Genomic DNA, 22,899 nt, shown 5'->3' with positions numbered 1-22,899 from the left:
AAGAAGCGTGGCTGTTTCGCCTGCGAACCTGTTGAACTTCAGGTCAACAGAGAGAGGAGATGTCGCCTCATGAGTACTACTGCGGTAAACCTGGCGCTCGCCGCCGCTGGTATGGATAGCGCAAACCTTCAGGAACGAAAGGATGTCGACGTACTGCTGATCGGCGCAGGCGTGATGAGTGCCACCCTTGGCGCATGGCTGCAGGATCTGGAGCCGGACTGGTCGATTGAGATGGTGGAACGCCTCGACGATGTCGCGGTGGAATCCTCCAATGGCTGGAATAATGCCGGGACCGGTCACGCTGCGTTGGCCGAGCTGAACTATACGCCGCAGAAGGCGGATGGCAGCATCGACATTGCAAAAGCGGTGGCGATCAACGAATCGTTCCAGATTTCTCGTCAGTTCTGGGCGTACCACGTTCAGAAAGGCAACCTGCGCAATCCAAAAAGCTTTATCCACAGTACGCCGCACATGAGCTTCGTCTGGGGCGACGATAACGTTGAGTTCCTGCGCAAACGTTTCCAGGCGCTGCAAAAAAGTACCCTGTTCCGTGGCATGAACTATTCAGAAGATCGCGACCAGATCACCCAGTGGATTCCGCTGGTGATGAATGGCCGTGACAGCAAACAGAAAGTGGCGGCCACCTGGACCGAAATGGGCACCGACGTCAACTTCGGTGAAGTGACGCGTCAACTGATTGCCTCTTTACAGAAGAAAGCCAATTTCCGCCTGCGTCTGCGTCAGGAAGTGCGTGATATCAAGCGCCTGAGCGATGGCCGCTGGCAAGTGACGCTACACAATCTGGCCAGCGGTGAAAATCGCCTGCTGACCACGCGCCAGCTGTTTATCGGTGCGGGCGGTGCGGCGTTGCCACTGCTGCAAAAATCCGGCATCCCGGAAGTGAAAGGCTACGCCGGTTTCCCGGTGGGCGGTTCCTTCCTCGTGACCGAGAATCCAGAAGTGGTGCAGCAGCACATGGCGAAAGTGTACGGTAAAGCCAGCGTGGGCGCGCCGCCGATGTCGGTACCGCACGTGGATACGCGTGTGCTGGATGGCAAGCAGGTGCTGCTGTTTGGCCCATTCGCCACCTTCTCGACCAAATTCCTGAAACAGGGCTCGCTGCTGGATATGTTCGGCGCGATGAACGGCAGCAACCTGTTGCCGATGATGCAGGTCGGCCTGAAGAGTTTTGACCTGGTGAAATATCTGGTCGATCAGGTGCTGCAAAGCGATGACGATCGAATGGAAGCGCTGCGTGCTTATGTGCCGCAGGCGAAACAGGAAGACTGGCGTTTAGTCACTGCTGGCCAGCGCGTGCAGATCATCAAGAACGATGAGAAAGAGGGCGGCGTACTGCGTTTAGGCACGGAAGTCGTGACCTCTGAAGATGGTTCGATTTCAGCCCTGCTCGGCGCTTCGCCGGGGGCATCTACTGCAGCGCCGATTATGCTGGAGCTGATGGCGAAAGCCTTCCCAGAGCAGATGCGTTCACCTGAGTGGCAGACCAAAATCCGCGCGGTGATCCCAACCTGGGGCCGTAAGATGAACGGTGACGTAGCGCTGACCGAGAAGATTCTGGCGGAAACCAGCCGCGTACTGCAACTCGACTACGCACCGATCGTTACGCCAGACGCGGCGAACGACGAAGCCCGCGAGACGGCGCACGTGGTGGGGAAGTAACCAGGCAATCCTGATTGCCGTGAATAATGATAAGGCCGCGCAAGCGGCCTTTTTTATGGGTGCACTTCATTTCAGCTCAGCAGCACTGCGTCGTACAGCATCCAGGCCGTGGTGGCCACCAGCGACATTGCCATCAAACTGTTAAACGCCTGACGTTTCCACGCCACCTGCAGATGACTGCGCAGACGATCCCCCATCGCGGCCCAGATCAGGATGCAAGGTAAGTTCAATGCGGCAAATCCTAGCAATACTGTGATGACGCCGTTGCTGTTGGCGTACATCAGCGCCACGTTAGTCACCATCAGCCAGGCTTTGGGATTCACCGCCTGAAAACAGATGCCGCCCACTAGCGTCATCGGGCGCGGACGCTCACGCGCTTCTGGCGCTGCGGCACGAAAGATTTTCCATGACAGCCAGAGTAAGTAACTGCATCCCACCACCGTGAGTGGTAAACGAATGGATGCCATCCAGTGCAGCAATACATCCAACGCCATGCTTGCCAACAGCATCTGTATCGCACAGCCCACCAGAATGCCAAACAGCATCGGCAAGGTGCGCTTGAAACCAAAATTGACGCCCGATGTGGCGAGCAGCAGGTTGTTCGGGCCGGGGGTGATCGACATCACCGTGACGTAGCTGAAGAATGAAGGGTCGAGCATGATGCGCTTCCTGATGGTCCAAAATTAACATCATGCTAATGCGTACCGGGTGATGGAAACAGAGACACAAAACCACTATTGTAATGGATACAGTTAACATTAATTTAAATTGTACCCATCGCACGCGGAGGCTTTTGTGTCCCTTCCCCTTTCATCCGGTCAAACGCTGTATCAGCAGCTGGCAGATAGCTTTGCCGAGTCGATTCATCAGGGCACGCTGAAACCGGGAAAACGGCTGCCCGCCATCCGCCGCGTGGCACAATCGCATCAGGTTAGCGTCAATACGGTGCTTAATGCCTGGCAAATCCTTGAAGATCGCGGCCTGATTGAAGCGCGTCCGCAATCGGGCTATTACGTGCGTGGCGTGATGCCAGCCGTGACGCGTCCGGTCAAACCGCTGCCCGCGAAAATCAACGACCCCAGCACGCAGAAGCTGGAACTGATTGAGCAGGTGTTTGCCGCGCAGAATAATGCCGATTACACAAATATCTCTTTGGCCTGTCCGCAGGATGGCACCTTTTATCCGGCAGCGCGCTTAGGCCGAATTACCTCGGGCATTTTACGGCACAATCCCGACATCGTCGGGCGCTATGCGCTCCCGCCGGGTAGTGAGCGCTTACTGGAGGAGATTGCACGTCGCAGTCTGCACACCGGTATCAATCTGACCGCGCAAGAGATCACCCTCACCCACGGCTGCATGGAAGCGTTACAGCTGGCGCTGCGGGCGGTGACCAAGCCTGGCGACTGCATTGGGCTGGAATCTCCCACTTACTTCTTCCTGTTCCCCCTGCTGGCGTCACTGGGACTGAAAGCGCTGGAAATCCCCACCGATCCTCAGCAAGGACTGTCGCTGGATGCGCTGGAGATGCTGCTGCAGGAGAAGCGTATTCAGGCGCTGATCGCCATGCCCGGCGCGCAGAATCCTCTTGGCTATGTGATGCCACTGGAAAATAAGAAGCGGCTGGCAAAGTTAGTGAATACTTACCATATTCCAATGCTGGAAGATGGGCTGTATGACGAGCTGCAGTTTGACTGGCCACTCTCGCCGCCGGTGAAAGCCTTTGATAGCGAGGGCTGGGTGATTTACTGCACCAGCTTTACCAAAACCGTGGCGCCGGATTTCCGCGTGGGCTGGACCGCGGCCGGTCGTTTCCATCAGACCATCGCCCGTTTGAAAGCGGTCTCTTCGATGTCTGAATCGCGGTTGCTGTGTGAAACCCTCGCCGAATTCCTCGCCAGCGGCGGATACGATCATCATCTGCGCTCGCTGCGCCGCCGCTATGCCGCCAATCTCGATGCGGCGCGCGGCATCATGGCGCGCCATTTTCCGCAGGGGACACGCGCCACCCTGCCCAAAGGAGGTTTTGTGTTTTGGGTGGAGTTGCCAGGGAAAGTGGATACCGTGGAGATGTTCCATCGGTTATTGCAGGAGCAGATTTGCGTGACGCCGGGAGCGCTCTACTCGCTGAGCGACCGTTATAAACACGCGCTGCGCCTCTCCTGCTGTTACCCGTTTGATGAACGTTATACGTGGGCGCTGAAACGCACCGGCGCGCTAGCCTGCGAAATCACAGGCCTGGCACCGGGACAGGATCAGGGTTTGCCGTTGCGGCCCCAGGTGGTGTAGCCCTCACGCTCGGTCAGACGCTCGTAATAGAGTTGTACGGCGGGAAATTCAGGGTGCTCCAGCGGGGTTTCAAACCAGCGATTGACTGCAAGCCCCACAGGAATGTCTGCCAGCGAGAAATTGCGTCCTGCGACGTAGCGCCCGGTTTTTTGCAGATGCTGGTCAAGAATATTCATGGTGTGCGTCCAGCCTTTAATCGCGGCGGCCAGCAAACGCGGATCCTGATGGGCGGGCGAGTTGCGCACCAGTGACATAAACGCATAGCGCCAGGAAGTATTGAGTTCGGTGGCTTGCCAGTCCATCCACTGATCCACCGGTGCACGCGCTCGTGGGTTTTCAGGATAGAGCCAGTCGCCGCCATTGCTGTTGGCGAGATAGCGCAGAATGGCGTTGGATTCCCACATCACGAAGTCATCTTCGATGATCACCGGCACCATGGCATTCGGGTTTAGCGCCATGAATTCCGCCGAGTGCAGCGATTGCGGGTCTTCACCCCAGGGTTCGAGCTCATACGCGAGATCCAGTTCTGAACACAACCACAGAACTTTGCGCACGTTGATTGAAGAAGTACGACCAAGAACTTTTAACATAGCGGACTCCGATTCCAGAATTCTTAACCTATTCATAGTCCTGTTGACTGACATTAGCAATCTGCAGGATGTAAATCAGGATGTCAGAGTGCCTCAACCAGCAAGGAGTGAAAATGAAAGTCGCGTTTAAGCAGGTGGATGTGTTTACCTCATCAGCGTTTAAAGGTAATCCGCTGGCAGTGATCATGGATGCAGAGGGATTAAGTGACGCCCAGCTGGCTGCTATTGCCCGCTGGACCAATTTGTCGGAAACCACCTTTGTCCTGCCAACACAGGATACCGCAGCCGATTACCGGGTGCGTATTTTTACCACCGAAGGGGAATTGCCGTTTGCCGGGCATCCGACGTTGGGCACAGCTCACGCCTTGCTGGAAGCGGGCTGGCAAGTGAAAACGCCGGGCAAGATTGTGCAAGAGTGCGGCGTCGGCCTGGTGGATGTGCGCATTAGCGAGGATGGCGCGCTGGCCTTCGCGGCCCCCAACGTCACGCTGACGCCATTTGATGACGCGTTGATGAGCAGCGCATTGAACAGCGAGGCCTTTGACACCCACCAAACGCCGACCATTGTCGATATGGGCATTCGCTGGCTGCTGATTCCGATGAACAGCGCGCAGGCGGTGCTGGATGTGCAGGCCAGCGCGGCGGATCTGCTGCGCTTGCAAAAGCATGCCGACGTCAATGGGACTGCGCTGTTTGGCCCGCTGCCAGAGGATTGCGGCGAGCAATACGAAGTGCGCGCGCTGCTGGTTGAGAACGGCAGCCTGACCGAAGATCCGGTAACCGGGAGCGCCAACGCCTGTCTGGCACGTTACTTTGCGGCGCAGGGGAAAACTGAGGATTATCGCGCACGTCAGGGCAGCGCCATTCAGCGTGAAGGACGGATTCAGGTGAGTTTTAGTGGTGAGAGCATCTGGATTGGCGGCCAGACGGTGACCGTGATTGACGGGACGATTGAGATCTAAAATACGCGCAATAAATTGCGCCGCTACGGCCATCCAAAGGATGGCGTAGCGCCGCGATTTATCGTGCATGAACGCTGCGTCACTCCGCGTGCATGATTACAACGCTTGCCCACCTGAAGCTTCAATACGCTGCGCGGTGATCCAGCCGGTTTCTTCGCTCAGGATGGCACTGATCGCGTCACCAATATCATCCGGTTGACCCACACGGCCCAGCGATGTCACCGAGGCAATGTGATCGTTGAGATCTTTGGTATCGCGCACGCGTCCACCGCCGAAGTCAGTTTCAATCGCACCCGGTGCCAGAATATTGACGCGAATGCGGCGCTCACCCAGCTCTTTGGCCTGATAGCGCGTCAGCACTTCCATCGCCCCTTTCACCGAGGCATAGGTGCCTGATCCCGGCAACGTCATGCGCGTTAATCCGCTGGAGATGTTCAGGATGCGACCACCATCAACGATCAACGGCAGCAGCTTCTGCGTCAGGAAGTAAGGCCCTTTGAAATGCACATTGATCAGCGCATCAAATTCTTCTTCCGTGGTTTCTGCAAACAGCTTGTAGTGACCGTGACCGGCGTTGTTCACTAAATAATCAAAGTTGTCGCGCTGCCAGGTTTTTTGCAGTGTCTCTTTCACCTGCGCCACGAAGCTGTCGAAGGTGCTGCTGTCGCCGACATCCAGCTGTAACGCCACCGCACGTGCGCCCAATGCTTCAATCTCTTTCACCACGGCCTGCGCTTCTTCCGCATGACCACGATAGGTAAAAAGGATATCCACGCCTTTGGCCGCCAGTTTCAGCGCACCATTCTTGCCCAAACCGCGGTTACCGCCGGTAATCAATGCAATTTTATGACTCATGTTTCGCTCCAGATGGAAAATTGAACACGGGATAAGGATATTCGCTATAAATTGATCTATAAACGCAGAGGAATACGCAGCACTGTTTCACTAACAACAACAATCGGTGAACAACATGGATAAAATTCACGCAATGCAGGTTTTTGTGCGGGTGGCAGAAATGGGCAGTTTTACCCGTGCAGCTGAAAGTCTTGGACTACCGAAAGGCAGCGTATCGCGCCAGTTACAGGCGCTGGAAAATCAAATGGGCACACGTCTGCTGCATCGCACCACGCGACGTGTGCATCTCACCCAGGATGGGCTGGTGTATTACGATCGCTGTCTCGATTTGTTATCGATGCTCGATGACATGGACAGCCTGTTCCAGCACGATCCCGCCACCCTGAGCGGCAAGTTGCGCGTCGATATGTCGGTAGCCATGGCCACCGGATTTATCCTGCCGCGTTTGCCTGAGTTTCTGCAGCATTATCCCGGCATCGAAATTGAGCTTAGCAGCAGCGATCGCCAGGTGGATGTGATTCGTGAAGGTTTTGACTGCGTGATCCGCGTGGGCGAGCTGAAAGATTCGGGTCTGATTGCGCGAAAAATCGGATCACATGCCTTGATTAACTGCGCCAGTCCCGACTACCTTTCCCGCTTCGGCATGCCAGTGCGCCTCGAAGATCTTGCACAGCACGCGATGGTGCATTACACCCAGCAGCTGGGGCAGCCCTCTTTGGGGTTTGAATACTTTGATGGTAAGCAGTGCCACTATGTTCAGACCGGCGGCGTGGTGACGGTGAACAGCACCGAAACCTATCGTGCCGCCTGCATTGCCGGGCTGGGCATTATTCAGGTGCCGGCGATTGGCGTGCAGCCACTGCTGGAATCAGGCCAGTTAGTGGAAGTGCTGCATCACTTCCCCGCCAAGCCGATGCCGATTTCGTTGCTTTACCCACATCGCCGCAACGTAGCACGTCGCGTGCGGGTGTTTATGGAGTGGCTGAGTCAGGTGTTGCAGGAGTATGTGACATAAAGGGCTATAATTTTAATTTCGTAGTGAACAGGATGATTATCGTCTATGACAGACAAACCTAACCAAGAACCCACGGCTGAAAAGAAGCCGCTGATAGATATCAAGACCGGTAACAAAACCGTGGATGGCTCAATCCAGAACGTGTCGCGCTTTGCGGCCTGGTTCCAGGCCATTCCGGCGGTGGCGCATTTTATGCGCGCGCTGGATCGGTTTAACGATCGCCTCGGCAGCCAGTTTGGCGCAGCGATCACTTACTTCTCCTTCCTATCTCTGATACCGATTTTGATGGTCTCCTTTGCGGCAGTCGGTTTTGTGCTGGCGTCGAATCAGGATTTACTCACCGAGTTGATCAACAAAATCGTTAACAGCATCAGCGATCCTACGCTGGCCACTACGCTAAAGAACACCGTGAACACCGCGATTCAGCAGCGCGCGACGGTCGGGTTAACCGGTTTGCTGCTGGCGCTCTACTCTGGCATTAACTGGATGGGCAATTTGCGCGAGGCGGTGCGCGCGCAATCGCGTGATGTTTGGGAGCGTAAGCCGGACGATCAAGAGAAGTTATGGAAGAAATATGCGCGTGATTTGGTGTCGTTGCTGGGTCTGATGCTGGCGCTGGTGATTACCCTGTCGCTGACCTCCATTGCCGGTGCCGCGCAGAATGCCATCGTCAACGCGTTGGGATTGGAGGATATCGAGTGGCTGCGCCCGGCAATGACCATCATTGCGCTGTCGATTTCCATCTTTGCCAACTATCTGTTGTTCCTGTGGATTTTCTGGATTCTGCCGCGCCATAAGCCGCGCAAAAAAGCACTATTTCGCGGCACGCTGCTGGCGGCGATTGGTTTTGAAGTGATTAAGTTTGTGATGACGCTGACGCTGCCAAAGCTGGCCACTTCGCCCTCTGGGGCAGCCTTTGGTTCAGTGCTGGGATTAATGGCGTTCTTTTACTTCTTTGCCCGTCTGACACTGTTCTGCGCCGCGTGGATAGCCACCGCAAAATACAAGGATGATAAAGAGATGCCGCAGCCGCATCAGGGCAATTAACATCGCAAAATTGTTACATTTGCCGCAACAGCTAAAAATGTTTCCTGCTGGCTATTATTCCAGCAAAAACCAGCAGGAAACGCTAAAGGGTCACTTTAATTTGGCCCTTTTGCAGAGATTCCCGCCAAAAAAGTGACACTTCCCGTTCCCATCACCCGCCGATTGCCGCAACTCAGAAATTATCCACTTTTTCGCCGAAAATGCCTGTTCTGGCGCGGGTTTTCATCATTGAATGCCGCAAAACAGGTGCGTAAGATTCTCTGTCTACATTTACAATTAAGAAACAGTCATGCAAGCCTCCATCACAGAAACACTCGACAAAAAACACGACGACACGCCCGTAAACTCACGCGGAAAAGTGGTCGTGGCATCGCTTGTCGGCACCGCGATCGAATTCTTCGATTTCTATATTTATGCCACTGCGGCCGTCATCGTCTTTCCGCACATTTTCTTCCCGCAGGGTGATGCCACCGTGGCAACGCTACAGTCGCTGGCTACGTTTGCTATCGCCTTCGTCGCGCGCCCGATTGGTTCTGCGCTATTCGGTCACTTTGGCGACCGTGTAGGCCGTAAAGCCACCCTGGTGGCATCGCTGCTGACCATGGGCGTCTCTACCGTATTGATCGGTCTGCTGCCTGGATACCAAACCATTGGCGTTGCTGCCCCGCTGCTGCTGGCGCTGGCACGCTTTGGTCAGGGCCTGGGTCTTGGTGGTGAATGGGGCGGCGCCGCTCTGTTGGCAACCGAAAATGCGCCAGCGAAAAAACGTGCGCTCTATGGTTCCTTCCCGCAGCTTGGCGCGCCAATTGGCTTCTTCTTCGCCAACGGTACTTTCCTGTTGCTCTCCTGGCTGCTGACCGATGAGCAGTTCATGAACTGGGGCTGGCGTGTGCCGTTTATCCTTTCTGCTGTACTGGTACTGATTGGCCTGTATGTGCGCGTTTCGCTGCATGAAAGCCCGGTGTTTGCCAAAGTGCAGAAAGAGAACAAGCAGGTCAAAATGCCGATCGGTACGCTGCTGAGCAAGCATCTGACCGCTACGATTCTTGGCACCTTCATCATGCTGGCGACCTATACGCTGTTCTACATCATGACCGTGTACTCGATGAGTTACGGCACTGCACCGGCGCCAGCGGGCTTAGGCTTTTCCCGTAATAGCTTCCTGTGGATGCTGATGGTGGCGGTGATTGGCTTTGGTGTGATGGTACCGATTGCGGGCCTGCTGGCAGACCGCTATGGCCGTCGTCGCACCATGATCACCATTACTTTGTTGATCATCGCCTTCGCACTGATGTTCCCGATGCTGCTGGGTTCAGGCTCACAGATTCTGGTGATGGGCTTCCTGCTGCTGGGCCTGAGCATTATGGGCCTCACCTTTGGGCCGATGGGTGCGCTGCTGCCAGAGCTGTTCCCGACCGAAGTCCGTTATACCGGCGCGTCGTTCTCCTATAACCTGTCGTCAATTCTCGGTGCCTCGGTTGCGCCTTATATTGCAACATGGTTGAACGCTAACTACGGTTTGCAGGCGGTCGGTTTTTATCTGGCTTCCATGGCCGTGCTGACGCTGATTGCGCTGATTGCCTGTAAAGAGACGCGCCATCAGACGCTGTACGAAGCGGTGTGATGGTTGCAGATTGATATGATGAACCCGGCTCAGGCCGGGTTTTTTATTGGGTCGGAATTGAGATACGGGCGAATGACATGAGGGCACCGCGTTAGCGGCGCGAGGACGCCAGACCCTAAGCGGCCCCGGACTGCGTGATCGCCATGCGTTACGGCTCAATGGTGTTTTATCGTGTCTGAGTGTGAGAAACCTATCTGATCAGGCATAAAAAAACCCCGGCAAGCCGGGGTTCTTCTTGTGCTGAAAACGGTGTCGTGCGGGGATTAGCCAGCAACCGCGATACGTTTCATATCGGTCATGTAGCCACGCAGTTTACGGCCAACAGCTTCGATTGGGTGCTGACGTATGGCTTCGTTAACATCACGCAGCTGCGCGTTATCAACCTGAGTGCCTTCAATCGCTTTGCCCAAATCGCCCGGCTGCAGAGTGGTCATGAACTCTTTCAGCAGTGGAACTGCCGCGAAGGAGAACAGGTAGTTACCGTATTCTGCGGTATCAGAGATAACCACGTTCATTTCATACAGACGCTTACGTGCAATGGTGTTCGCAATCAGCGGCAGCTCGTGCAGTGATTCGTAGTAAGCAGACTCTTCAATGATGCCTGCATCGATCATGGTTTCGAAGGCCAGCTCAACGCCCGCTTTCACCATCGCAACCATCACAACGCCTTTGTCGTAGTACTCTTGCTCGTCGATTTTACCTTCGAACTGTGGTGCGTTCTCGAATGCAGTTGCACCGGTCTCTTCACGCCAGGTCAGCAGGTTTTTGTCGTCGTTCGCCCAGTCAGCCATCATACCTGAAGAGAATTCGCCCGAGATGATGTCATCCATGTGCTTCTGGAACAGCGGAGCCATGATGGTTTTCAGCTGCTCAGACAGTGCGTAAGCACGGATTTTCGCCGGGTTAGACAGTCGATCCATCATCAGGGTGATGCCACCGAATTTCAGTGACTCGGTGATAGTTTCCCAGCCGAATTGAATCAGTTTTTCGGTATAAGCCGCATCGTGACCTTCAGCCACCAGCTTATCGAAGCACAGCAGTGAACCGGCCTGCAGCATACCGCACAGGATAGTCTGCTCGCCCATCAGGTCAGATTTCACTTCTGCAACGAAGGAAGATTCCAGTACGCCAGCACGGTCGCCGCCGGTGGCAGCAGCCCAGGCTTTAGCAATCGCCAGGCCTTCGCCTTTTGGATCGTTTTCTGGGTGAACCGCGATCAGGGTTGGCACACCGAAACCACGCTTGTACTCTTCACGCACTTCAGTACCTGGGCACTTAGGTGCAACCATCACCACGGTGATGTCTTTACGGATGGTTTCACCCGATTCAACGATGTTGAAACCGTGTGAGTAGCCCAGCGCTGCGCCATCTTTCATCAGAGGCTGTACCGCTTTAACTACCGCTGAGTGCTGCTTGTCTGGCGTCAGGTTAACCACCAGATCCGCCTGTGGGATCAGCTCTTCGTAAGTACCCACTTTGAAACCGTTATCGGTCGCTTTGCGGAAAGAAGCACGCTTCTCAGCAATCGCTTCAGCACGCAGTGCATAAGCGATATCCAGACCGGAGTCACGCATGTTCAGACCCTGGTTCAGACCCTGAGCGCCACAGCCAACGATAACGACTTTCTTGCCTTTCAGGAAGCTAGCGCCATCCGCGAATTCATCGCGTGACATGAAACGACATTTGCCTAACTGCGCTAACTGGTTGCGCAGATTCAATGTGTTGAAGTAGTTAGCCATGGGTACTCCGGTTAGATGTTGTGTTTGCTTTTGTTCGGTAACGACACCGTATTCAGTGCCGCGAATGACCCCATCATATGACAGGAAATCTATTGCTTAAATTGATATATTAGCAAGGTCACATTGCAGAATTTGCAACAACACGTTGAGGTGAAACGCGCATGGATTTACGAGACCTGAAGCTCTTTCTTCATCTGGCCGAAAGCTGTCATTTTGGTCGCACCGCGCGTGCTATGCACGTCAGCCCTTCCACGCTCTCTCGCCAGATTCAGCGCCTTGAAGAAGATGTGGGTCACGCGCTGTTCCTGCGTGATAACCGCACCGTGACGCTCACTGAAGCCGGTGAACGCCTCAAGCAATTTGCTCAGCAAACCTTATTGCAATATCAACAACTGCGCCACGTGATGGATCTGAACGGCCCTTCACTGAGCGGCGAGCTGCGCCTGTTCTGCTCGGTGACCGCCGCTTACAGCCATCTGCCTCCAATTCTCGATCGCTTTCGTGCAGAACATCCACAGGTGGAAATCAAACTCACCACCGGTGACGCCGCCGATGCGATTGAGATGGTGCAGTCGGGCGAAGCGGATTTAGCGATTGCCGGTCGTCCTGAATCGCTGCCAGCCAGCATAGATTTTACGCCATTAGGCATTATTCCGCTGGTGCTGATCGCCCCGGCGCTGCCTTGTCCGGTGCGAGGCCAGGCAACGCAGGACAATCCCGACTGGTCACAGATCCCCTTTATCGTTCCAGAACAAGGGCCTGCACGGCGCGGTATTGATTTGTGGTTCCGTCGCCATCGCATTCCCAATCCACAAATTTACGCCACGGTTTCTGGCCATGAGGCGATTGTATCGATGGTAGCGCTGGGATGTGGCATCGCGCTGCTGCCGGATGTGGTGCTGGAGAACAGCCCGGAGCCGGTACGCAATCGCGTACTGACGCTGGAGAATGTGGAGTCGGTCGCGCCGCTGGAACTGGGCGTGTGCGTACAAAAAAAGCGGCTCGGGGAGCCGCTTATCAGTGCTTTCTGGAACCTGCTGTAGTTACTGCCCGGCGAGGAAGAAACGGAACGCCGGGTTGTTCGCTTCATCGTGCCATTCGTAGCCCAGCGCCGTGAGATGGGTTTCGAAATCCGGCTCTTGATCGTTGGCTTCGAAGGCCACCAGCACGCGACCAAAATCGGTACCGTGGCTGCGATAGTGGAACAACGAGATATTCCAGTGTGCGCCGAGCGTCTGCAGGAACTTCAGCAGCGCGCCCGGTGCTTCCGGGAACTCAAAGCTAAACAGGCGCTCGCGCAGCGGTTTCGATGGACGACCGCCGACCATGTAGCGCACGTGCAGCTTCGCCATCTCATCATCTGACAGATCCACCACCTGGTAGCCACCTTCGCTGAGCTGGCTAATGATCTCACTGCGCTCTTCCAGACCGCGCGTTAAGCGCACCCCAACGAAGATGCAGGCGTTATCGGCATCCGCATAGCGATAGTTGAACTCGGTGATGGAACGGCCACCCAACGTCTGACAGAAACGCAGGAAACTGCCCTGCTGTTCTGGAATCGTCACCGCCAGCAACGCTTCGCGCTGTTCACCAATTTCACAGCGTTCTGACACGTAGCGCAGACCGTGGAAGTTGACGTTGGCACCCGACAAGACATGCGCGAGACGCTCGCCTTTGATGTCGTGCTGTTGGATGTACTTCTTCATCCCTGCCAGTGCCAGCGCGCCCGAAGGTTCCGCCACCGCACGCACATCTTCGAACAGGTCTTTCACCGCCGCGCAGATGGCATCACTGTCCACGGTGATGATGTCGTCGAGATACTCTTTGCACAGACGGAAGGTTTCGCTGCCGATGCGCTTCACCGCCACACCTTCAGCAAACAAACCGACACGCGCCAGATCCACCGGCTCGCCAGCATCCAGTGCCGCTTTCAGGCAGGCCGAATCTTCCGACTCCACCGCGATCACTTTGATCTGCGGCATCAGCTGTTTGATCAGCACCGCCACACCCGCCGCCAGACCGCCACCGCCGACCGGCACAAATACGCGATCAATATGCGCATCTTGTTGCAGCAGTTCCATGGCCAGCGTGCCCTGCCCGGCAATGACTGCCGGGTGGTCAAACGGTGGCACAAAGGTGTAACCCTGCTGCTCGGCCAGCTCGATGGCTTTGGCTTTTGCCTCGTCGAAGTTAGCACCAAACAGATAAACCTCACCGCCAAATGCGCGCACTGCATCAACCTTGATGTCCGCCGTGGCCACCGGCATCACAATCAGTGATTTGATGCCAAGCCGACTCCCCGAAAGTGCCACACCCTGTGCGTGGTTACCGGCCGAAGCCGTAATCACGCCGCGTGCTTTTTGCTCTTCGGTCAGTCCGGCAATCATCGCATATGCCCCACGCAGCTTGAAGCTGTGCACTGCCTGGCGATCTTCACGCTTCACCAGAATGGTGTTGCCGAGACGCGATGAAATTTTTTCCATTTTCTGCAGCGGCGTAACCTGGGCAATTTCGTACACAGGCGCACGCAGCACTGCGCGCAAATACTCCGCGCCGTTAGGCGACGCGGGTAGCGGTTGAGACTCAGCCATCAGTTGTTAGCCTCCCAGCTTGGACTTATCGCGTACCGCGCCTTTATCAGCGCTGGTCGCGAGTGATGCATAAGCACGCAGCGCGAACGAAACCGCACGTTCGCGGTTGTGCGGGGTGTAGGCCGCTTCGCCACGCGCCAACTCTTTTTCACGACGAGCGTGGATTTCGTTGTCTGGCAGATCCAGATGGATACGACGGTTCGGGATATCCAGCTCGATCATGTCGCCATCCTGAATCAGCGCGATGGTGCCACCACTCGCCGCTTCTGGAGAGATGTGACCCACTGAAAGACCCGAAGAACCACCAGAGAAACGACCATCGGTGATCAGCGCACAGGCTTTACCCAGACCCATCGATTTCAGATAGGTGGTCGGATAGAGCATTTCCTGCATGCCCGGACCGCCTTTCGGCCCTTCGTAACGGATCACCACGCAATCGCCCGCCACAACTTTGCCGCCGAGGATCGCATCTACCGCGTCATCCTGGCTTTCGTAGACTTTGGCTGGACCTTTGAAGGTCAGCAGCTCAGCGTCAACGCTGGCGGTTTTAACGATACAACCATCTTCAGAGATGTTGCCGTACAGTACGGCCAGACCGCCATCCTGAGAGAAGGCGTGCTCACGAGTACGGATACAACCCTCTTTACGGTCATCATCGAGTGTGTCCCAACGGCAGTCTTGTGAGAAGGCTTGGGTGGTACGGATGCCGGCTGGGCCCGCGCGGAACATTTTCTTCACCGCTTCGTCTTGGGTCAGCATGATGTCGTACTGATCCAGGGTCTCACGCATGCTCTGCTGCAGAACGTTGCGCGCACTGGTATCAATCAGCCCGGCACGATCCAGCTCGCCCAGAATCGCGACAACGCCACCAGCACGGTGCACATCTTCCATGTGATATTTCGGCGTACTCGGTGCCACTTTGCACAGGTGCGGTACTTTGCGCGACAGGCGGTCGATATCTGACATGTTGAATTCGATTTCGCCTTCCTGCGCCGCTGCCAGCAGGTGCAGAACGGTGTTGGTGGAACCGCCCATGGCGATATCCAGCGTCATCGCATTCTCAAATGCCGCTTTGGTGGCGATGTTGCGTGGCAGTACGCGCTCATCATCCTGCTCGTAATACTTTTTGGTCAGGCTAACGATGCGCTTACCGGCGTTGAGGAACAGCTCTTTACGGTCGGCGTGGGTCGCCAACAGTGAACCGTTGCCTGGCTGTGCCAGACCCAGCGCTTCGGCCAGACAGTTCATGGAGTTCGCAGTGAACATCCCTGAACAAGAACCACAGGTTGGGCACGCAGAGCGTTCGATTTTATCGCTATCTTCATTGCTGACGTTCGGGTTAGCACCCTGAATCATCGCATCAACCAGGTCCAGCTTGATGATTTTGTCAGACAGTTTGGTCTTACCGGCTTCCATCGGACCGCCGGAGACAAAGATCACCGGGATGTTGAGGCGCAGTGACGCCATCAGCATGCCGGGGGTGATTTTGTCGCAGTTAGAGATACACACCATGGCATCGGCGCAGTGCGCGTTCACCATGTACTCCACGGAATCGGCGATCAGCTCGCGCGAAGGCAGTGAATACAGCATGCCGCCATGACCCATGGCGATACCGTCATCCACCGCGATGGTGTTGAACTCTTTGGCGACACCACCGGCGGCTTCGATTTGCTCAGCCACCAGCTTGCCCATATCGCGCAAGTGCACGTGGCCCGGCACGAATTGGGTGAATGAGTTAACCACGGCGATAATCGGTTTACCGAAATCGGCGTCGGTCATTCCTGTGGCGCGCCACAGGGCGCGTGCACCCGCCATGTTACGACCATGGGTGGTGGTGGCAGAACGGTACTTAGGCATGCTCTATTTACTCCAGTCTGAAATATGACGCGGGCGCAGCTGCACCCGCGTAACTGTCTTGTTATGGATTAACTTGATCCAACCAGCCGTACTTGTCTTCGGTTTCGCCAGTGAACAGGCCGAAGAATGCGCTCTGAATTTTGGTGGTCACTGGACCGCGTTTGCCCGCACCGACCTGAATGCCGTCAACGCTACGTACCGGGGTGATTTCTGCCGCAGTACCCGACATGAACACTTCATCAGCCAGATACAGAGATTCACGCGACAGCGTTTGCTCACGCACTTCGATACCCAGGTCGATCGCCAGCTTGATGATGGCGTCACGGGTGATGCCTGGCAGGGCTGAAGAAGTGAACGGCGGCGTGAACAGAATGCCATCTTTCACTTCGAATAAGTTTTCGCCAGCACCTTCTGAAATATAGCCGTTGGTGTCGAGAGCGATACCTTCCTGATAACCGTGGCGACGCGCTTCGCTGCCGACCAACAGTGAGGAGAGGTAGTTACCACCGGCTTTAGCCGCGGTTGGCAGGGTATTCGGTGCAACACGGTTCCATGAAGACACCATCGCATCGATACCGTTTTCCAGTGCTTCAGCACCCAGGTAAGCACCCCATGGGAAAGCAGCGATGATCACGTCGGTGGTGTAGCCATCTGGTGGGTTCACACCCAGGCCTACGTCGCCAACAAACGCCAATGGACGAATGTAAGCACTTTTCAGTTTGTTCACTCGAATCACTTCGCGGCACGCTTCCATCAGCTCATCAACAGAGGCGGCGATAGGAAAACGATAGATTTTGGCGGAGTCGTGCAGACGCTGCATGTGTTCACGGTGACGGAACACCACTGGGCCTTTGTGTGAGTCGTAGCAACGTACGCCTTCAAACACTGAAGTACCGTAGTGCAGTGCGTGAGACATGACGCTGACCTTGGCATCTTCCCACTTAACCATCTCCCCGTTGAACCAAATAAAGTCTGCTTTCTTCGTACTCATTGTTATTTCCTTTGGCGACTAAGCGCGGATTTGTTGTGATGTCTGTTGCTGGATCTCGACACAAGCGACATCCATAAGTTTGCTTAACTGCGAAGACAGTAAATCGACCGAACGCTGGCTGGCAACGGTCATCTCGATATTAATGTTCTCAGCGTTGATCGCAGATGCCATGTTCATCGAGCACACCTGGAAGCCACGGTGGCGGACAACACGCAAAATGCGCTCCAATATTTCAGGGCGGAAGCGGGCTTCGATAGACAATTGATGCTGATTCATGCGGTTTTCTCCATCATGTTTGCGTTGCTGGCACCCGGCGGTACCAATGGCCAGACGTTCTCATGCTCATCAATCGAAACATGCAGGAAGTAAGGACCTTCACTGTTCAGCAGAGCATCTATCGCGGCGTCGACCTGATCTTTACGGCTAATGTGCTGGCCTGGGATATCAAAGGCGCTGGCTAGCGTGAGGAAATCGGGGTTATCGGTAAGGATGGTTTCGCTGTAGCGACCATCAAAGAACAACTGCTGCCACTGGCGCACCATGCCCAAACGTTGGTTATCCAGTAGCAGGATTTTCACCGGCAACTTACCGCGCTTGATGGTGCCCAGTTCCTGGATATTCATCATGATTGAGCCATCACCTGACACGCAGATCACGGTGTCTTCCGGGCGAGCAACCTGCGCACCGATGGCGGCAGGCAGACCGAAGCCCATGGTGCCGAGGCCGCTGGAGGTGATGAAGTTTTCTGGCGCGGTGAAGCTCATATGCTGCGCAGCCCACATCTGATGCTGCCCAACATCGGTGGTCACCACGGCGCTGTCTGCTTTACGATCGGAGAGCTGTTTCAGCAGCAGCGGCGCGTAAATGGCCTCGCCTGGATGATCGTAACGCCAGTCAAACTCGGCTTTCATCGCTTTAACTTCGGTGCGCCAGCCCTCAATCTGCATCGGCATACTCAACGCAGGCAGCACCTGGTTCAAATCACCTTGCAACGAAACGTGCGCGCGACGCAATTTGTTCAACTCGGCCGGATCGATATCGATATGAATGACGTTCGCATGCGGGGCGAAGGTGTCTAACTTGCCGGTGACGCGGTCGTCGAAACGCGCGCCAACGGCAATCAGTAAATCGCAGGATTGCACGGCAAGGTTGGCAGCTTTGGTGCCGTGCATACCCAACATGCCAAGATAGAGATCGCTGCTGGCGTCTGCGCTTCCCAGGCCTTTCAACGTGGACACCGTTGGGATGCCGGTTGCTTCAGCCATGGCACGTAATGCAGGCACCGCTTGTGCCATGCCAACACCGCCGCCGATATACAGCATTGGCTTATGCGACTGCGCCATTAATGCGCGGGCTTCCGCGATATGCTCTGGCGAATGACTGATCGCCTCTTCAACCGGCAACAGGTGTGGGGTTAAATCGGCACTAGCAATTTGGATGTCTTTCGGGATATCCACCAGAACCGGACCGGGACGGCCAGACTGGGCGATGGCAAAGGCTTCGGCCATCACGGAAGGCAAATCTTCGAGGGATTCAACCAGGAAACTGTGCTTGGTGCAGGCTAATGACAGGCCGAGAACGTCGATTTCCTGGAAGGCATCGGTGCCGATGAACGCAGATGAAACCTGACCGGTGATCGCGACAACTGGGATGGAATCCATAAACGCATCGGCTAAACCGGTGATCAGGTTAGTGGCGCCGGGACCGGAAGTGGCGATACACACGCCAGTTTTACCGGTGGCACGGGCATAACCAATTGCCGCCATCACTGCACCTTGCTCATGACGACACAGTAGGTGTTCCACGCCGCCATCGTAGAGCGCATCGTACACTGGCATGATTGCGCCGCCAGGATAGCCAAACACTGTGTCGACACTCTGCGCGCGTAAAGCCTGAACTACCCACTGTGCACCTGTCATCGTTATTCTCCTGTATTCCTGGTGGAACAACAGAACTTTATGCTACTGCTCATAATCTGTTCCTCGCTGATTCGCTGATATTTAGCCAGGTCGAAAAAAAACCCCCGGACCTTTCGGTGCGGGGGTTTTTGGAATTCCGGGCTTGATTTTTAAGCCTTTCTTTCTCCAAGCGATGCCCCGCACGGTGGGATAATAATCACCACCACGCTAATCACGACTAGGCTAATCACTTGTAGAAGGGCTTTCATGTGTTGTCTGTTTTTTCGATTGTTCGAAGTAATACCTACAGAGTTACCATAGTTATCTACGCGTTGACAATTATTTTCATAATGTTTTTTTATGACGTAAGCAATGGGTGTGGGTTATCGCCTTGTAAGTTAAAGGTTATTTTAAGTTGTGAAAAATTTTCATTACGCACACTGCGAAACCTCTCTGTTAATTCTGCGATATCGACCTCAACTGCGGCGAAAACATTGTAAAAACCGCCGATTCACTGGAATCCGGCGCTGATGTTTTTTAATCGCATTCGCAATCTGAATTTACTCCTCGCATGATGAAGACAACAAGGAGTGGTTATGTCTTTATCAAAGGTTCTCACTCGCGCGGCGCTCGGCGTACAGGCGCCATTGGTAACGGTTGAGGTGCATATCAGCAAGGGGTTGCCCGCTTTAACGCTGGTTGGCTTGCCTGAAACCACGGTGAAGGAAGCGCGGGAACGGGTACGCAGTGCCATTATCAATAGCGGATTCACCTTCCCTGCTAAACGCGTCACCATCAATTTGGCTCCTGCCGATCTGCCAAAAGAAGGTGGGCGCTACGACCTTCCCATCGCCATTGCGATTCTCGCGGCCTCAGAGCAGCTTCCTGACGCGAAACTGGCGCACTATGAGTTCCTGGGGGAGTTAGCACTCAACGGCGCGCTCTGTGGCGTTCAGGCCTCTATTCCAGCAGCGATGGCCGCTTTGCAAGCCGGCAGGCAGATGGTGTTAGCTGAAGAGAATCAACAGGATGTCGGATTGATCCAACAAGGGGAAACGCTCGTCGGTAAACATCTGCTCGAGATCTGCGCTTTCCTGCATAACCAGTCGACACTCACCGTTGCGTATTCTCAACCTGAGGCGCTGCAACAGGAAAGCCAGGACCTCAGCGAAATCATCGGTCAGGAACAAGGACGTCGCGCCCTGGAGATCACTGCCGCTGGCGGGCATAACCTGTTACTGCTTGGACCGCCCGGCACAGGGAAAACCATGCTAGCGACCCGCCTGCCCGGCATTATGCCGCCCTTAGACGACCAGGAAGCACTGGAGTGCGCAGCGATTAATAGCCTGGTCAGCAGCCGAAACCTCCATCATCAGTGGCGCAGAAGGCCATTCAGAGCTCCTCATCACAGCGCTTCGCTGTATGCATTAGTGGGAGGAGGAGCAATCCCCCGGCCTGGTGAGATCTCTCTGGCGCACAATGGCGTCCTGTTTCTGGATGAACTCCCGGAGTTTGACCGCAAGGTACTGGATGCATTACGCGAGCCCATTGAATCCGGCGAGATTGCGATTTCCCGTACACGCGCCAAAGTCACTTATCCTGCGCGCTTTCAGTTAATTGGCGCCATGAACCCCAGCCCTACCGGGCATTATCAAGGCCGTCATAATCGATGCACGCCGCAACAGGTGCTGCGCTATTTGAGCCGGCTCTCAGGTCCGTTTCTTGATCGCTTTGATCTGTCTCTGGAAATCCCATTGCTACCCAGTGGAACCTTAAGTCAAAAACAGGAAGTCAGTGAGAGCAGCGAGACGGTACTTAAACGCGTCCTTGCTGCTCGTCGGAGGCAAATTGAGCGAGCAGGCAAAATAAACGCGCATTTATCTAATCCGGAGATTGCCCAGTGCTGTGTACTGAGACAGGACGATGCTATATGGCTGGAAGCTGTATTGAATTCGCTGGGTCTTTCTGTGCGCGCGTGGCAACGCATTTTGAAAGTCGCCAGGACGATTGCCGACTTGGCAGGGGAGGAGACGATTTCACGACAGCATTTGCAGGAGGCTGTGGGTTATCGCAGCATTGACCGGTTGCTAATCTTTCTGCACAACAGTCTGGAATAAAAAACGGGGCTTTAGAAGCCCCGCTATTTTTTAATCATCGCTATCGCTAAAGTCTTCCACAGTGTCCATCTGCGGCTTACCGCCAGACAATGTGTGGAAACGCTTAGGACGCTTAATACGTGCGGTATATTTCGACCAGACACGTTCAGCTTCCGTTTGCGGCTCACGCAGACCACGACATACTTCTAAAAACGAACGCTCTTCTTCAGTCGCTGGTTCACGCTTGGCGAGGTCCAGTTCATTGAAGGCGTAACCGTGGCGTTCCAGAAGCTGAGCTTCTTTAATGGTGAAATCACCATGACGTGAAAAACCACGAGGATAATGTTTGTTATCAAAGAAACGATTTGTTGTTGCGAAGCTATCCGCCATTTTACACGCTCCCGACTCTCTTATGGCCGTGCTATTTATGGCGCGGAGTATTAGATAGGCTTGACAGAGTGTAAAACAAAACATTTAAATCAGTACGACAAACATTTTTTGGGAGAATGCTGTGGATACGGAATTACTGAAAACTTTCCTCGAAGTGAGCAGAACACGCCATTTCGGGCGTGCTGCTGAAGCGCTTTACCTCACGCAATCTGCCGTTAGTTTTCGCATTCGTCAGCTGGAAAATCAGTTGGGAGTCAACCTTTTCACCCGTCATCGAAATAATATTCGGCTGACTTCTGCGGGTGAGCGTTTATTACCCTATGCAGAGAGCCTGATGAGTACCTGGCTGATGGCTAAAAAGGAAGTTTCACATACACAACAGCATCATGAGCTATCGATAGGTGCCAGCGCGTCGTTGTGGGAGGCTTATCTAACCCCTTGGTTAAAAACGCTTTATGAGAATCGTGAAAGTCTTCACCTTGAAGCACGTATCGCACAACGGCATTTGCTGGTAAAGCAATTACATGAGCGTCAGTTGGACCTTTTAATCACCACCGAAGCGCCCAAAATGGATGAATTAACCAGCCAACAGATTGGTCATATTTCACTCGCGCTCTTCCGCGCACGTAAGACTGAGAAACGTGAAAAATATGATTACATTAAACTGGAATGGGGTGCGGATTTTCATCAACATGAAAGTTATTTATCCAGTGATGATGTGCCAGTATTGACCACAACTTCAGCGCATGTGACACGTGAATTACTCCACACTACCGGCGCCTGCGCGTTTTTACCGGATTCATGGCACAGCATTTATAGTGATTTGATGGTTATTCCAGATACACCCGTTGCCGTTCGTCCACTCTATGCGGTGTGGCTGCAGAATAGCGATCAACAAGCACATATTCGTCAGCTGCTTAAATTTCCAGTATTGACGCAATAAAGCAGAAATTGAGAGGGGTTTGAGTGTCGCGCAGTGAAACTCAAACCCTTTTCACTGACGAATTTATGAGGTAAATGCCAAATTTTGGACAAAAAAAATCCTTTGCCGAAGCAAAGGATTGTTTTCTGGCAGGGGCGGAGGGACTCGAACCCCCAACACCCGGTTTTGGAGACCGGTGCTCTACCAATTGAACTACGCCCCTAAAAGGGTGGCGGAACGGACGGGGCTCGAACCCGCGACCCCCTGCGTGACAGGCAGGTATTCTAACCAACTGAACTACCGCTCCACCGATTCTGTACCAAAATCAGAAAACCGTTCTGACTTCGGGTGTTTCG

20 protein-coding genes and 2 tRNA genes are annotated in these 22,899 nt (G+C 54.6%); 9 read left to right on the top strand and 13 right to left on the bottom strand.

Features of this window, described 5'->3' with window-relative positions; translation table 11 throughout:
* Positions 1-69 precede the first annotated feature (69 nt).
* On the top strand, positions 70-1,680 hold the full coding sequence (mqo, locus tag F3J37_RS19480; protein WP_097119452.1) for a malate dehydrogenase (quinone): 1,611 nt from the start codon (positions 70-72) through the stop codon (positions 1,678-1,680).
* A gap of 71 nt (positions 1,681-1,751) precedes the next feature.
* Here mqo and F3J37_RS19475 read toward each other — a convergent pair whose 3' ends face one another.
* Positions 1,752-2,339 (bottom strand): LysE family translocator, encoded by a 588-nt coding sequence (locus F3J37_RS19475; protein WP_166935145.1) that lies wholly within the window; start codon positions 2,337-2,339, stop codon positions 1,752-1,754.
* 136 nt (positions 2,340-2,475) lie between these two features.
* Here F3J37_RS19475 and F3J37_RS19470 point away from each other — a divergent pair, with 136 nt between their 5' ends.
* A complete protein-coding gene (locus tag F3J37_RS19470; protein WP_166935143.1) occupies positions 2,476-3,966 on the top strand; it encodes an aminotransferase-like domain-containing protein in 1,491 nt (496 codons plus the stop codon).
* On the opposite strand, the gene F3J37_RS19465 is transcribed toward F3J37_RS19470, so the two are convergent.
* Positions 3,933-4,556, bottom strand: coding sequence for a glutathione S-transferase family protein (locus tag F3J37_RS19465; RefSeq protein WP_038644142.1), 624 nt, complete (start codon positions 4,554-4,556; stop codon positions 3,933-3,935). The two genes, F3J37_RS19470 and F3J37_RS19465, sit on opposite strands and share 34 nt — an antisense overlap.
* Before the next feature lie 113 nt (positions 4,557-4,669).
* Here F3J37_RS19465 and F3J37_RS19460 point away from each other — a divergent pair, with 113 nt between their 5' ends.
* Positions 4,670-5,518, top strand: coding sequence for a PhzF family phenazine biosynthesis protein (locus F3J37_RS19460; protein WP_166935141.1), 849 nt, complete (start codon positions 4,670-4,672; stop codon positions 5,516-5,518).
* A 96-nt stretch (positions 5,519-5,614) separates the two neighbouring features.
* On the opposite strand, the gene F3J37_RS19455 is transcribed toward F3J37_RS19460, so the two are convergent.
* The gene (locus F3J37_RS19455) at positions 5,615-6,373 is read right to left on the bottom strand and encodes an SDR family NAD(P)-dependent oxidoreductase (RefSeq protein WP_166935139.1); all 759 of its coding nucleotides are present in this window, start codon (positions 6,371-6,373) and stop codon (positions 5,615-5,617) included.
* A gap of 115 nt (positions 6,374-6,488) precedes the next feature.
* Here F3J37_RS19455 and F3J37_RS19450 point away from each other — a divergent pair, with 115 nt between their 5' ends.
* The 3 genes from F3J37_RS19450 to F3J37_RS19440 all read left to right on the top strand — a co-directional run bounded on the left by F3J37_RS19450 (position 6,489) and on the right by F3J37_RS19440 (position 10,059).
* Positions 6,489-7,388 carry a LysR family transcriptional regulator gene (locus F3J37_RS19450; RefSeq protein WP_045814179.1) on the top strand — a complete coding sequence of 300 codons (900 nt, stop codon included), beginning with the start codon at positions 6,489-6,491 and terminating at the stop codon, positions 7,386-7,388.
* Positions 7,389-7,433: 45 nt separating this feature from the next.
* Complete coding sequence (yhjD, locus tag F3J37_RS19445; RefSeq protein WP_034819999.1) at positions 7,434-8,435, top strand: inner membrane protein YhjD; 1,002 nt, start codon at positions 7,434-7,436, stop codon at positions 8,433-8,435.
* 289 nt (positions 8,436-8,724) lie between these two features.
* Positions 8,725-10,059 (top strand): MFS transporter, encoded by a 1,335-nt coding sequence (locus tag F3J37_RS19440; protein ID WP_034820002.1) that lies wholly within the window; start codon positions 8,725-8,727, stop codon positions 10,057-10,059.
* Positions 10,060-10,322: 263 nt separating this feature from the next.
* Here the strand turns inward: F3J37_RS19440 and ilvC are convergent, their stop codons facing one another.
* Positions 10,323-11,798: a ketol-acid reductoisomerase gene (gene ilvC, locus F3J37_RS19435; protein WP_166935137.1), complete on the bottom strand. Its 1,476-nt coding sequence runs from the start codon at positions 11,796-11,798 to the stop codon at positions 10,323-10,325.
* A 161-nt stretch (positions 11,799-11,959) separates the two neighbouring features.
* Here ilvC and ilvY point away from each other — a divergent pair, with 161 nt between their 5' ends.
* Entirely contained in the window at positions 11,960-12,841 is an 882-nt protein-coding gene (ilvY, locus tag F3J37_RS19430) for an HTH-type transcriptional activator IlvY (RefSeq protein ID WP_160869936.1), read from the top strand.
* On the opposite strand, the gene ilvA is transcribed toward ilvY, so the two are convergent.
* From ilvA to ilvL, 6 genes are all read right to left on the bottom strand, one after another.
* On the bottom strand, positions 12,842-14,389 hold the full coding sequence (gene ilvA / locus F3J37_RS19425; RefSeq protein WP_097119459.1) for a threonine ammonia-lyase, biosynthetic: 1,548 nt from the start codon (positions 14,387-14,389) through the stop codon (positions 12,842-12,844).
* 6 nt (positions 14,390-14,395) lie between these two features.
* On the bottom strand, positions 14,396-16,246 hold the full coding sequence (gene ilvD, locus F3J37_RS19420) for a dihydroxy-acid dehydratase (RefSeq protein WP_166935135.1): 1,851 nt from the start codon (positions 16,244-16,246) through the stop codon (positions 14,396-14,398).
* Positions 16,247-16,307: 61 nt separating this feature from the next.
* Positions 16,308-17,237, bottom strand: coding sequence for a branched-chain amino acid transaminase (locus tag F3J37_RS19415; RefSeq protein ID WP_034820022.1), 930 nt, complete (start codon positions 17,235-17,237; stop codon positions 16,308-16,310).
* Between the two features lie 18 nt (positions 17,238-17,255).
* The gene (gene ilvM / locus F3J37_RS19410) at positions 17,256-17,513 is read right to left on the bottom strand and encodes an acetolactate synthase 2 small subunit (protein ID WP_034820026.1); all 258 of its coding nucleotides are present in this window, start codon (positions 17,511-17,513) and stop codon (positions 17,256-17,258) included.
* On the bottom strand, positions 17,510-19,156 hold the full coding sequence (ilvG, locus tag F3J37_RS19405; protein WP_166935133.1) for an acetolactate synthase 2 catalytic subunit: 1,647 nt from the start codon (positions 19,154-19,156) through the stop codon (positions 17,510-17,512). Before ilvG ends, ilvM begins: the two co-directional genes overlap by 4 nt.
* 149 nt (positions 19,157-19,305) lie before the next feature.
* A complete protein-coding gene (ilvL, locus tag F3J37_RS19400) occupies positions 19,306-19,404 on the bottom strand; it encodes an ilv operon leader peptide (protein ID WP_071531048.1) in 99 nt (32 codons plus the stop codon).
* A 327-nt stretch (positions 19,405-19,731) separates the two neighbouring features.
* Here ilvL and F3J37_RS19395 point away from each other — a divergent pair, with 327 nt between their 5' ends.
* The gene (locus tag F3J37_RS19395) at positions 19,732-21,252 is read left to right on the top strand and encodes a YifB family Mg chelatase-like AAA ATPase (protein ID WP_166935131.1); all 1,521 of its coding nucleotides are present in this window, start codon (positions 19,732-19,734) and stop codon (positions 21,250-21,252) included.
* A gap of 30 nt (positions 21,253-21,282) precedes the next feature.
* Here the strand turns inward: F3J37_RS19395 and F3J37_RS19390 are convergent, their stop codons facing one another.
* Entirely contained in the window at positions 21,283-21,621 is a 339-nt protein-coding gene (locus tag F3J37_RS19390) for a MaoP family protein (RefSeq protein ID WP_034820034.1), read from the bottom strand.
* A gap of 121 nt (positions 21,622-21,742) precedes the next feature.
* Here F3J37_RS19390 and hdfR point away from each other — a divergent pair, with 121 nt between their 5' ends.
* Positions 21,743-22,564, top strand: coding sequence for an HTH-type transcriptional regulator HdfR (hdfR, locus tag F3J37_RS19385; RefSeq protein ID WP_034820037.1), 822 nt, complete (start codon positions 21,743-21,745; stop codon positions 22,562-22,564).
* Between the two features lie 126 nt (positions 22,565-22,690).
* Here the strand turns inward: hdfR and F3J37_RS19380 are convergent.
* Together F3J37_RS19380 and F3J37_RS19375 are read right to left on the bottom strand one after the other, a co-directional pair.
* Positions 22,691-22,766 (bottom strand) — tRNA-Trp (locus tag F3J37_RS19380).
* Positions 22,767-22,773: 7 nt separating this feature from the next.
* Positions 22,774-22,850, bottom strand: a tRNA-Asp gene (locus tag F3J37_RS19375).
* Positions 22,851-22,899: the final 49 nt, after the last annotated feature.

The organism is Candidatus Pantoea communis (assembly GCF_011752685.1).
GTDB classification, from domain to species: domain Bacteria; phylum Pseudomonadota; class Gammaproteobacteria; order Enterobacterales; family Enterobacteriaceae; genus Pantoea; species Pantoea communis.
This window is presented reverse-complemented; position numbering and strand designations above follow the sequence as displayed.